This window comes from Jeotgalicoccus halotolerans (assembly GCF_003387165.1).
GTDB classification, from domain to species: Bacteria; Bacillota; Bacilli; order Staphylococcales; family Salinicoccaceae; genus Jeotgalicoccus; species Jeotgalicoccus halotolerans.
In genome coordinates this window covers 142,547-154,858 of the sequence record NZ_QUMW01000009.1, presented here as the reverse complement: position 1 = coordinate 154,858, position 12,312 = coordinate 142,547, and the positions used below count along the sequence as shown (strand labels likewise).

Below are 12,312 nucleotides of genomic sequence, written 5' to 3'. Positions count from 1 at the left end.
CTTTATCCGACCGGGAACGGCTGGCCGACGCTGTAACTGCCGTCTAAAACATAGATACCTTTTACCCCGTCATCTTTTAAGTTAAGTTCCTTCTTAGAACAAATCATCCCGTTTGAATCCACACCCCGGAGAGTAGAAGGCTTAATAAATAAACCGCCGGGCATTACAGCACCGACTCTTGCTACGACAACCTTCTGCTCTGTATCAACGTTCGGCGCGCCGCAGACAATCTGCAGCACTTCTGTGCCGACATCCACTTTTGTTACATTCAGTTTATCCGCATCCGGATGCGCTTCTTTTTCGATTACTTTGCCGACGATAAACTTCGGTGTCAGATCGAACTCAATTGTATCAAGGCCCTTCTTCTGAAGGAGTTCGTTAATACGAGGCACCATCGTTTCATAGTCGCTGATGTCCGCATTGTCAAGTGACAGGTTATCTGCTGCCTTGAAAATATTCAGGCCGATGACTTCATCGCCGTCTTTAATCAGAGTAATATCGCCATGGTGTTCATATGAGACATTCTCCGTCTTTCTTAATGTTACAAATAATACATCTCCAACGTTTTCATTGTATGTGAGTCTCACATCATTCACTACTTTCTTCGCTATTTGTTTTTTTTATTGTAATTTCTCTGCTTGCCTAATATAAATACAGGCTGCAGCTTAGCTCCGTCGTATGAAAACGACAGAGATGTTATCGGTGTCAGTCCTTCTGCAAAGTACTGCATCATCATCTGTGCCATAATATCGTAGCCGACGTTATTTTTACAGTCTGCTATAATCAGCACATCCTGATGCGGCAGGCCGACCAGCATTTCACCTTCTGTTTTTTCCAGCATTTCATACAGGAAGTCCGTATTTAAAATACGCGACGAATCGTAGCCGTCATTATGATTAATGAAGTAAAAATCATTGTCCTGAACTGTCTGTTTTTTAATTTCAACCGGCAGATTTTTTAAATTGTTTTCCGCAAGCACTTTCATATCTTCTTCCGACATGCCGAGAGAGTCAAGCAATGCTTCGTCGATTAATCGGTAACTCTTATCAAAATCAACTGCATAATAAATATTCGTTTCATTCGTATGCGGTGTAATGATAAACGGCTCTCCGCCTTTAGTTTTATCGGGGAAACTCGTTGCACGGACAACGGGGTAAATCGCCGCTGTCTCCGCATCGATTTTCTCTTCTCCCATACGCGTCAGAGATTCATCGATATAATAAACAATTTCATCTATAATTTTATCATCATTCTTCGCTTTATTCAGTGCTTTTGATAAAGCAATTGTAATTCCCTGACCGTTATCAGTACGCTCAACGCGCAGTTCTTCCTTTTCGCGGTTGAATTTATGTGAAACATCATTTCTTTTTGCCGTGATTCTTTCAATAATCAGATCACGCAATTTATAAATATTCATGATTTACCTCCTGTGTTATTTACCTAAGCTAATAATTTGATCGCCCTGTTTAATAAACCCGTAAAAGCTAAACAGTTTATAGAATATCAGAGTTACAATTAGAGGTAAAACGATATGAAATACCAGAATCAGCATCACAGTGGACATCGACAGCCCCATCGTTTCAACTGCCATAATCTGGCCGACGAAGCCGCTCGTTCCCATGCCTGCCCCGGCTGCATTATTTTCCATCGGAAAAAAGACAGTCATAATCGGTGCAATAATTGCACTGGCGATAACCGGCGGCATAATAATGAATGGATTCCTCAGTATATTCGGCACCTGCAGCATCGATGTGCCGACACCGATTGAAATGACACCGGATACGCCGTTATCTTTGTAGCTCATCGCAGCGAGCCCGACCATATGGCAGCAGCAGCCGATAACTGCTGCACCGGCGGCTACGCCGCTTAAGTCGAGCATGAGAGCAAGAGCCGCACTCGACAGCGGCGCTGTCAGCGTGATGCCGAAGACGACACTTACAAGAATGCCCATCATAAACGGCTGCTGATCAGTCGCAAAGACGATAATATCACCAAGCCCCGTCATTACACCGCCTACTGCTTCGCCGATTAAACCGGCGATTAGAAAACCGGCAATTAAAGTAAACAGCGGTGTCACGATTATATCGAGTTTCGTTTTCTGCTGATAAAGTCTCGCCGCTTCAATAATTATTAAACTTACGATAAAACTCGCAGCCGCCCCGCCTAGATCATAAGCGTGCTGGCTGACAGCGAGCACCGAGAAAATAACGAGCGGGGGAGACTTCAAGCCGTAAGCAATGGCAACACCGATCGCAGCGCCTGTTAAGCTCTGTGCTGTATCGCCGATTACCGACAGGCTGCTTAAAAACGGGATATAAGATGCCGCAGTATTAATAATCAGACCGATGATTAAAGTGCCGAATAATCCGAGTGCCATAAAACTCATCGCTTCTATAAACCAGCGGTGCAGTATGTTTTTCATAGCTTACCCCCGGATTCTGCCTGCAGTTTCTTTATTGACGTTTTTAATCAGTGAAGTTAATAAATTATGTGCATGCAAATAATCCTCATAGTTAATAATGGAGTTCGCCGTGTGAATATAGCGTGAACAAATACCGACTACAGCTGACGGCACTCCGTTCCCTGAGACATGAATGCTGCCGGCATCCGTTCCGCCCGGTGAGTGATAATACTGATACTTAACATCCGAGGCTTTGGCTGTATCGAGCAGGAACTCCCGCATTTTTGGAGAGAGAATCATAGTGCGGTCAAACAGACGAAGCAGAGTTCCCTCTCCTATCTTGCCAAGATCGTCTTTTTTGCCCATCATATCGTTGGCCGGTGAACAGTCAACAACGAAAGCAATATCGGGCTTAATCATATTAGCGCTGGCTTTCGCTCCGCGAAGCCCAACTTCTTCCTGAACATTTGCTCCAATATACAAATCACAGTCGAGCTCAGTATCTTTAAGCGACTCGAGCGTTTCAATCGCAATCAGGCAGCCATATCTGTTGTCCCAAGCTTTGGCAAGTAATTTTTTGTCATTTTTAAGAACCTGAAAATCGACTTTCGGCACGATGGAATCACCGAGATTGATCCCCATTTCAAGCAGTTCCTCTTTTGAGTCCGCACCCACATCGAGAAGCATGTCTTCGATTTTAGTCTCTTTGTTTTCACCTCTTCTGAAGTGAACCGGCACGCTGCCGATAACGCCTGTAATTTCTTCATCCGATGCTGTGCGCACTGAAAACCGCTGGCTTAATAAAACATCAGTCGGCCAGCCGCCAAGCGGCGTAAATTTAAGGAAGCCGTTGTCCGTCAGTTCAGTGACCATAAAACCGACCTCATCCATATGAGCTGCGACAAGAACTTTCGGAGCATTTTTATTTTTGCTCTTTTTGACTGCAAAAATACCGCCGAGACCATCCTGAATAATTTCATCAGCATATTCCGACAGTTCAGCTCTCATGTATTCACGCACTTTATCTTCAAATCCGGGTGCACCGTGCAATTCTGTTAAAGTCTTCATTCTTTCCAGTGTTTTTTTCGACAGTTCCATGAAAATACCCCTTTTAATTGTTAATTATTTAATATTCTGTGTTAAACTACTTCATAAGGAGGATGTACATATGAAGCGTAATTTGATTGTATTTACATTATTGGCTGTAACGGTTATTCCGCTATTAGTATGGTTATTACTGCACCGCAGAGTCGATACGAAGAAAATTGTCGATAACCTGCACCTTCAATTTGAAGACATTTCATTCATTTCACTCGACTACCAGGCAGACGGCCAAAACCGTTTTGGTTTAAATACAAACACCGTAAGCGGTGTGCTGCATGTCGGCAATGATGAAAATACGGTGAAATATAACTTTTTAGCAGATCCTTACACAGCTGAAATCATGGAGATTACTGTTCAGTAATCCCCATGATTTTTTTATTTGCTTAAATGTTCAAATGTTTTTCTGATGCGGTCAAGACCGTCTTTTATACGTGTCCTGCTTGAAGCAACATTGAATCTGAAATGTTTATTCTCATCATCCAGATACAGTTTGCCCGGAGACACAGCAATTCCGCCGACTTCCACAAGAGCTCTGTGGACCTCTGATGCATCCAGGCCGGATTTTTCAAAACTGATCCAGCCGAGATAAGTTGCCTTCGGAATATCAAATGATAAATATTCGGACAGATGCTCGTCGATATAGTCGCTGATCAGCTGGAAGTTCCCTGCCACATGATCGTTCAGCTGGTCAATCCATTCCCCGCATTCCGTATAAGCAGCCTCTATCGCCGCGAGTGCGAGACTTGAAGCCGTGTTGACATTATATCTGCTCCCCATCGCAGTAGTAATATCAGCCGTAATATTTCTGTCTTTTGTAATAAAATAAGAGTGCGGAATACTTGCCAGGTTAAATGACTTTCCGAGTCCGGTCGTTACGAGCACGGAATCATTTTCTTCAAGCAGCGATACCATCGACACAAAATCCTCTTTTGGACGGACAAAATCCATATGAATTTCATCGCTGATTAAATATACATTGTTTTCCTGGCAGATCTTCTTAATTTCAGACAGCTCTTCTTTTGACCAGACTTTGCCGGTCGGATTGTGCGGGTTGCAGTGAATATATAAAGTTACATCTTCACGCGCGCACAGATTCGTAAACTCTTCAGTATTTAAAAAGTATTCCTTTTTACTCTCATCGTAAATCAGCGGTGTCTCCACTATTTTACGGTCATTCCCTTTAATTAAATTCGGGAATGAGTTGTAGGATGGCGTCATTAAGATAACCCCGTCTCCTTCGTTTGTCGTCTGCCTCATCACTTCTCCGACAGTATATAATACCGAAGCAGCATAGTGAATATCATCTTCGTTTAAAGAAATATTAAAGCGCGTTTTCCACCACTGTTTTATCGGTTCGTAAAAACGCTCGTTCTGCCACATCGTATAACCGAATATCCCGTTGTCGAGACGTCTTTTAATTGCATCTCTGATGACTTCGGGTGTTTCTATATCCATGTCCGCAATCCAGAAAGGTTCGAGTCCTGTCGCTCCGAATAAAGCTTCGGTGCCGTCGTACTGAACGCTGTATGTACCTTCTCTTGACGTAGCTTTATTGAAATCGAACTGTGTCATTATATTCCTCCACTCTAAATGTTTTGTATCCTTACATTTTAACATTGTTTAAGAGATAATACACGAATATAAAAAAGCACCTTCCCTTAGAAAGATGCCTGAATCCAATATATTTTATGACCGCGCTGCGAGAATTTTTCTTCATATTCAGTACGGATATTCGTTTCCGGTTCATCATCGTGAACATCGAGGTTCAGATTTTCGAATTTCATGCCGTATGTATTCATCGATATCAGGCTGAATTCGAACAGTCCTCTGTTATCCGTTTTAAATTCCACAATTGAGTTTTCTTTTAACAGCTGTTTATAGCTCGATAAAAAATTGCTGTGTGTCAGTCTTCTTTTTGCATGACGGTTCTTCGGCCACGGATCGGAAAAGTTCAGATAGACTTTATCGACTTCGTTTTCATTAAAGTAATCCATCAGTTTGTTGGCATCCAGCAGTACTAGTCTTACATTTTCTAACCCGAGATCCACTACCTTTTCCGTTACGCGGATCATAACGTTCTTGTCGATTTCAATCCCGACGTAATTAATATCGGGATTGTTCTCTGCAAGCGTCGTAATAAAATTACCCATGCCTGTACCAACTTCGATATGAAGCGGCTGATCCTTACTGAAAAACTCTTTTATTTTTTTACTGTAATTATTGTTAACATCCACAAACTGGTCATTTGATTCAAGATAATCAATCGCCCAGGGCTTATTGCGCATTCTCAAAAATATTCACTACTCTCAATTATTAAATAAGACGGTCCTTGTCCATAACTTTAGACAGGAATAATATCCATTCGTTCATTTCAGTAAATCGTTTCCGGTCTTCATACCATTGAATCATCGTAATCGCCTGTACGAAAGTATACCACTTCATGCGGGAGCGGAGGTCGTTATCGAGTTCTACTCCGTAATCTCTGAGCCAGCTGTCCCACTCGCTATGTTCAACGTACGGGTATAAGATCATTCCAAGGTCGATGGCCGGGTCTGCAATCATTGCACCTTCCCAGTCGACTAAAAAGAGCTCGTCCGTATCAGACAGCAGCCAGTTGTGATGGTTTACATCACCGTGGCACACTCTGCAATCTGCAACCTCAATTTCCGGCACTGCGTTCTCGAGGTATTGGATAGCATTTCTAACGACGTGATGGGCGTTAACTTTCGGAGATAACGATGACTGTATTTTATTAAGTAAAATTTCCGGAAGCATCGGTTTCATGCCGAGACGTTTTAACATCGTGAGAAGCGGTTCTGATGTGTGTATTTTACTCATCAGCGCTGCGACCCGCAGCCCTCCCATATCTTCACGTGTCAACTCCCGGCCATTTTTCCAATGCTGTGCTGTTACCACTTCGCCCGTCTCAATCCGTTTTGTCCAAACGAGTTTCGGGACGATGCCTTCTGCGGATAACGCCGCTAGGAAAGGGCTGGCGTTTCTTTTCAGGAATAATTTGCGGCCGTCCTGCTCAGCTTTATAAGCTTCACCGGATGGGCCTCCTAAAGGATCTAATTGCCAGCCGAGTTGATAGAAATGATCCAATTCTTACACCTCGTTTCATCGTTCAAATAAAAATTTGCGCTATAATATTTAATTAGATAGCGCAAATTTAGTTCGTGTTTAAAATTTTATCGGGTTTAATGTTTTATTTCAAGGACAAAAGATGTAATACTTTTGCCAACTGAATGTTAGTACATAGCAACTGTGATGTTGTTCAGATAAATTATTATACACTAAACAAAATGTTGTTTAAAGTTAACTGAGTGATGTACTGATTTTAACGCTCATTTTTTACTCGGCTGCCTGAATCGGACCCGTTCCCCGAGCAAAGAAGCAAATGTTAGTATAACAGGTTTTACGCCTTCTGGGAATAGAGGATTTCATTCTTACATATACCGTATACCCGATGTTTGATACTTCAAAAATATCTGTTATTATTGCCTGTCCATTAAGCAGCAGATATTCATTTAATGTGTAAATTGAAGCATTAAAGTCAAGGTTTAACCACACACGTATTATATAAAGCTTCCAGATAAATCGCTGTTGCCAGCAGCAGTTCATCGATATTCATACGCTCATCTTTCTGGTGCATCGTATCAATAGTATCGCTGAACATTGCACCGAAAGCGACACCCCTTTCAAGGGTCCGCGCATAGGTTCCTCCGCCGATAGTAAATGCTTCACTGTCATCACCGGTGTGCTTCTGATAGCTTTCCAGCAATTTTAAAACAAGCGGGTCATTTTTATCAACATAATGGGGTTTCTGGTCACTGATATCTTCAATTGTAAAACCTGTTTCTTTTATCGTTTCTTCCAAATTTTCAATGCCCTGATCAAAATCAAGACCAGCCGGATATCTTAAATTCACCCCGAAAATACCGCCGTCAACTTCCGTATAGTTAATCATGCCTGTATTTACACTGACATTTCCCATCTCCTCGTGATGATGTGCCATATCGAACTGTTCGCCGCTTAAATTGCCGATGATGTATTTTTCTGCAAAATTGACAAACTGTCTGCCATTTGTGTCGAGCTCAATTTCCACAAGAAACTTAAGCAGCTCGGTACCGGCGTTCACACCCTCTTCCGGTGTCGAACCATGTGCACTTTTGCCGGACAGTTCAAGTTTTAAGAAGCCACCGTCAATTTCGTATTTTCCGGTATTTCCTGTTTTCCGGATAAACCCTTCGTAAGCCTGAATAATTGAGCTCATTTGTGTCAGAACTTTTAGTTTCGCTTCCGCAGACTCCGGCACCATGTTGTAACGCTCACCGGATATAAATGCTTTTAATTCAATATCGCTGTCGACATATTCATCATCGAGATTCGTCTGGACGATATTAAACGAAGTAATTCCCTTTTCTCCGTGAATAACCGGGAAAGCAGCATCGGGAGAAAATCCGGCATCCGGCATTTCCTCACTTTTGAAGTAAGCATCCGTACACTGCCAGTCTGACTCTTCATCCGTGCCGACAATGAGACGGACACGCTGATTAAATTTATACCCTTCGTTATGTAAAATTTTCAAGGCGTAATAAGCAGCCATTGTCGGGCCTTTATCGTCCTGTACACCGCGCGCGGTAATTTCATTATTGGCAAGGACCGGTTCGAATGGTTCCGACGTCCATCCTTTGCCCGGCGGCACTACATCCACATGTCCGAGAACACCGAACAATTTCTCACCTTGACCAAATTCAATATGACCGGCAAGATTATCTACAACTTTCGTCGGCAGTCCTTCTTGTGCTCCGAGATTAATCATATATTCGAGGGCTTGTTTCGGCCCTTCACCGACAGGCGCATCCTTAACTGCATCACTTTTTACACTGTCAATTGAGAGCAGCCCCATCAAATCCTTAATTAAATCATCTTTATATTGACTAACTAATTGTTTCGCATCCATTATTATCAGCTCCAGCAAGAGATTTACTTCTATTATATACTTTTTAATAAGTTTTTTCAGTCTTGGTGTGGGAGAAATTTTGGGAAAAGGGATTGGGGTATATATGAGACTTCGTCATACCAATGCATCGCGCCTTTCATATACATGAGCGCCCGTCACGCCAACGCATCGCGCCTTTCGTATACATGAGCTTCCCTCATGCCAACGCATCGAGTCTCTCGTATACATGAGCGCCCGTCACGCCGACGCATCGCGCCTTTCATATACATGAGCGCCCGTCATACCTATGCATCGCGCCTTTCATATACATGAGCGCCCGTCATACCTATGCATCGCGCCTTTCATATACATGAGCCTCGGTTATACCAACCCCATCAAATCAGGTTGGCATGACAGTGATCTTGCGGAAACATTTCTGACAATCTGTCATTAATTTACTCTATAAAAAAATGGCTTGAAAATCTTAAAATCAAGATTTTCAAGCCATCTCTCTTATTACTTCGAGGCTTTTGTCTCAGCCTTTTAAATTTGCTTAATTATTACTTATTTTTGCTGCTGTTCTTATTGTTATTGTTCTTGTTGTTATTACTGTTTTTATTGTTATCAGTAACGACATGAACGTTATGATTTTCATCTTTAGCGCCTGCTTCACCAACAACATCAACATCGTGCTCTTCTTCGAATTTCTCTACTTCGCTTTCTGAAAGTCCGCCTTCATCTGCGAGTACAGATTCTCTTTGATCAACATTGTCCGGAGTTTCTCTATCCGGTTTAGCATCTGCATCAGATTTATCTTTATTCATTTCTTTTTTAGCGTCTTTTTTTACTTCGTCCGCTTTTTTCTGACCTTTTTCTTTTAATTTTTCTTTGTAAGCTTCAGGGTCTTCTGCTGCTTGATCTACTTCTTTATTCGCTTTAGACTGAACGTCATCAGCTTTGTCTTTCGCTGAATCTACCTTTTCGTTTGCTTTAGTTTGCGCATCATCAATTTTGTCTTTTACTTCATCTACTTTTTTGTTCGCTTTAGACTGTACGTCCTCGGCTTTGTCTTTAGCAGCGTCCATCTGATCATTTGCTTTGGATTGTACTTCTTTTGCTTTGTCAGTTACTTTATTCTGCATGTTTTCTGCGTAAGCTTTCGGATCTTCTTTTGCTTTAGAATACTCTTCCTGAGCTTTAGACTGGACATCCTGCACTTTTGCAGTTGCTTTCTCCTGCACGTTCTGTGCATAGCCTTTCGGATCTTCTTTCGCTTTCGCATATTCTTCTTTTACAGCATCTTTATTGTCTGCAAGTTTTTTTGCAGCGTATGCAATACCGAGTACCGCACCGACTCTGAATACTAAATTAAATAATTTTCCCATTTGATACACCTCATATTATAAAATTGTTTTTCATTTGACTTAATATAAAATATACCCTGGCCTGGATATTCTAAACTTAATTATTTAAATTTTTTATTTCTTCTTCAGTTAACCTGCGGTATTCGCCTTCAGCAAGTGTTTCATCCAGTATCAATGATGCAAAGCCCGTCCGCTTCAGCCTGATAACTTCATTGCCGATGGCTAAAAACATCCGCTTAACCTGATGAAACTTTCCTTCAGTAATCGACAGCGAAACTTCGTTTGGACTTAATAGTTCCGCTTTTGCAGGTTTAGTTGTAAAGTCCTTCAATTCAATTCCCGTTTCAAGCCTGATGATATCTTCCGGTGACACTTCGTCTCTCAGTGTCACGTGATACGTTTTATAGTATTCATTTTTAGGAGACAGCAGCTGATGGGCAAGTTTGCCGTCGTTTGTAATAAACAAAAGCCCCACAGTATCTTTATCCAGTCTGCCGACAGGGAATAATTCACCCTGCTGCGGATGGGCGATTAAATCGATGACTGTTTCCGTCGGCCCTTCTTCCGTTGAAGATATTACTCCGTCCGGCTTATTCACCATAAAGTAAATAAATTCCTCCAGCACAATCGGCACATCGATATAATAAATTTTGTCATCGTAACCGACGTCTGTCTTTGGACTTTTAACGATATCCCCGTTAACGGAAATATCTCCTTTTTTAATCAGTTTATTGACTTCTTTGCGGCTGCCGAGATTTGCATTCGCGAGATATTTATCCAGTCTCATTATAAAAACTTCACTCTCTGTCGGATTTTCCCTGCCCGGTCTCCGAGCACTTCATCTGCAAGTCCTGTTTTAAATGAAATAAACAGATAAACAAGCACACCTGCCGGAACTGTAATTAACAGTGTAAGAACAGAACTCGCTGTCGTCATTTTATCGATATTAATCATCAGCAGGTAGTATACAAGTTCTACTGCCAACAGCATTGCCAGCGCGCATACAATAATCTGAAAGATCGGTGCGACGAAGGCGCGGAAACGAATTTTTCCGTGTTTTTTAATAATAATCAGGTTCATAATTACTCCGGCACCGAGAGCGATGGCTGTACCCATGACTGCGCCGACTGTGTAAAAGTTCATAATCAGCGGAATGTTGATAGCCGCTTTGATGACAAGCATGACAATGACTACGTAAAACGTCAGGTGCTGCTTGTCTATTCCCTGAACGATGGAGCACGTCACAGAAAACAAGGAAATGATAATGCTGACAGGTGCATAAAAAGTCAGTATCATAATTCCGACTTCATTATAGCTGTAAAACGATGTATAGATCGGTGCTGATAAAATCATCATCCCGATACCTGCAGGGATAACGAAAAACAGGAGCATCAGAATCATCGATTTCACCTGGCTGTGAACATTATCAAATAATTTCTGCTGATAATTTTTTGTGATGAACGGTAAAATAGTAATCGCAAAGGCAGATGCGAATGCTGTTGGGATCATCACTAGTTTGTGCGTTGTCAGGTTCAGCATCCCGAACCATGAATCCTGCACACTGCCCGGCACGCCGGCGAGTGTCAGTGCGTTATTATGCGTCATCTGGTCGATAAATAAGACGACAGGAATACTCACGCTGACAATGATAAACGGCAGACCGTAGCGGATAATCTCCTTATACATTTCACCGTAGGACAAATCGATGCCGCTCGTATCCTGTTTACGCTGCTCAGCCATAAACGGTTTGCGTTTTCTCCAGAATACGGCGAGTGTTACAGTTGCACCGACCGCTCCGATAAAAGCAGCAAAAACGGCAATTTCGTTAGCGTTTTTTATCGAACCGTCCATTACATTAATAACGATAAAGGCACCTGATAACAATACTGCGATACGTAAAATCTGTTCGACAACTGAAGAGACACTCGTCGGGCCGAATGACTCGTGTCCCTGGAAAATCCCTCTCCACGTTGCCATAAATGGTACAACAATGACTGCAAAACTGATTACACGTATAATACTGGTAATATCTTCGGTGCTCCAGCGGTGTTCTCCGCCCCCGCCTGCTGCACTTTGTGCTTCAGCGATAACCGGCGCCATGAAATATAAAGCAAGAAAAGCAAGAATACCTGAAACCATCATGACAACGAGACTTGATTTGTAAAGTTTCTGACTAGTCTCGTAAGCACCGAGCGCATTATACTTTGCAACGAATTTCGATACCGCTCCTGGCACGCCGGCTGCGGCAACGGACAGCATAATTGTGTACGGTGTATAAGCATACCCGTAAAGAGCGAGATTTTCTTCTCCGCCCATTATGCTGTAAAATGGAATTAAATAAAGCATTCCCAAAATCTGGGTAGTAAATGTAGCCGCGGTTAAAAGGAATGTACCGCGAAACATCTTTTTCTGATCCGACATATATTAACCCTTCTTATCTATAATAAACATACCCATTATTATAATGGATAAAGGAATACTTTAAAACTAAAAGGAGA

At 42.2% G+C, this 12,312-nt stretch carries 12 protein-coding genes; 1 reads left to right on the top strand and 11 read right to left on the bottom strand.

Features of this window, described 5'->3' with window-relative positions:
- Window positions 1–2 precede the first annotated feature (2 nt).
- From ytpR to DFR63_RS02060, 4 genes are read right to left on the bottom strand one after another with little or no spacing between them, the layout of a single operon-like run.
- Window positions 3–596, bottom strand: coding sequence for a YtpR family tRNA-binding protein (ytpR, locus tag DFR63_RS02075; RefSeq protein ID WP_245954105.1), 594 nt, complete (start codon window positions 594–596; stop codon window positions 3–5).
- 11 nt (window positions 597–607) lie between these two features.
- Window positions 608–1,417 (bottom strand): DUF1444 family protein, encoded by an 810-nt coding sequence (locus DFR63_RS02070; protein WP_115884087.1) that lies wholly within the window; start codon window positions 1,415–1,417, stop codon window positions 608–610.
- Window positions 1,418–1,432: 15 nt separating this feature from the next.
- The gene (locus DFR63_RS02065; RefSeq protein ID WP_115884086.1) at window positions 1,433–2,422 is read right to left on the bottom strand and encodes a PTS sugar transporter subunit IIC; all 990 of its coding nucleotides are present in this window, start codon (window positions 2,420–2,422) and stop codon (window positions 1,433–1,435) included.
- A gap of 3 nt (window positions 2,423–2,425) precedes the next feature.
- Window positions 2,426–3,499 carry a M42 family metallopeptidase gene (locus DFR63_RS02060; protein ID WP_115884085.1) on the bottom strand — a complete coding sequence of 358 codons (1,074 nt, stop codon included), beginning with the start codon at window positions 3,497–3,499 and terminating at the stop codon, window positions 2,426–2,428.
- A gap of 70 nt (window positions 3,500–3,569) precedes the next feature.
- On the opposite strand from DFR63_RS02060, the gene DFR63_RS02055 reads away from it, so the two are divergent.
- Entirely contained in the window at window positions 3,570–3,866 is a 297-nt protein-coding gene (locus DFR63_RS02055) for a hypothetical protein (RefSeq protein ID WP_115884084.1), read from the top strand.
- 14 nt (window positions 3,867–3,880) lie between these two features.
- Here the strand turns inward: DFR63_RS02055 and DFR63_RS02050 are convergent, their stop codons facing one another.
- The 7 genes from DFR63_RS02050 to DFR63_RS02020 all read right to left on the bottom strand — a co-directional run bounded on the left by DFR63_RS02050 (window position 3,881) and on the right by DFR63_RS02020 (window position 12,235).
- The gene (locus tag DFR63_RS02050) at window positions 3,881–5,077 is read right to left on the bottom strand and encodes a MalY/PatB family protein (RefSeq protein ID WP_115884083.1); all 1,197 of its coding nucleotides are present in this window, start codon (window positions 5,075–5,077) and stop codon (window positions 3,881–3,883) included.
- 86 nt (window positions 5,078–5,163) lie between these two features.
- Window positions 5,164–5,796 (bottom strand): tRNA (guanosine(46)-N7)-methyltransferase TrmB, encoded by a 633-nt coding sequence (trmB, locus tag DFR63_RS02045; RefSeq protein ID WP_115884082.1) that lies wholly within the window; start codon window positions 5,794–5,796, stop codon window positions 5,164–5,166.
- Between the two features lie 22 nt (window positions 5,797–5,818).
- Window positions 5,819–6,610, bottom strand: coding sequence for a phosphotransferase family protein (locus DFR63_RS02040; RefSeq protein WP_115884081.1), 792 nt, complete (start codon window positions 6,608–6,610; stop codon window positions 5,819–5,821).
- A gap of 451 nt (window positions 6,611–7,061) precedes the next feature.
- Window positions 7,062–8,471, bottom strand: coding sequence for a dipeptidase PepV (gene pepV, locus DFR63_RS02035; protein ID WP_115884080.1), 1,410 nt, complete (start codon window positions 8,469–8,471; stop codon window positions 7,062–7,064).
- 539 nt (window positions 8,472–9,010) lie between these two features.
- A complete protein-coding gene (locus DFR63_RS02030; protein ID WP_115884079.1) occupies window positions 9,011–9,835 on the bottom strand; it encodes a hypothetical protein in 825 nt (274 codons plus the stop codon).
- Window positions 9,836–9,911: 76 nt separating this feature from the next.
- Window positions 9,912–10,601, bottom strand: coding sequence for a pseudouridine synthase (locus DFR63_RS02025; RefSeq protein ID WP_115884078.1), 690 nt, complete (start codon window positions 10,599–10,601; stop codon window positions 9,912–9,914).
- Complete coding sequence (locus tag DFR63_RS02020) at window positions 10,601–12,235, bottom strand: putative polysaccharide biosynthesis protein (RefSeq protein WP_115884077.1); 1,635 nt, start codon at window positions 12,233–12,235, stop codon at window positions 10,601–10,603. The genes DFR63_RS02025 and DFR63_RS02020 overlap by 1 nt, the downstream gene beginning before the upstream one ends.
- Window positions 12,236–12,312 lie beyond the last annotated feature (77 nt).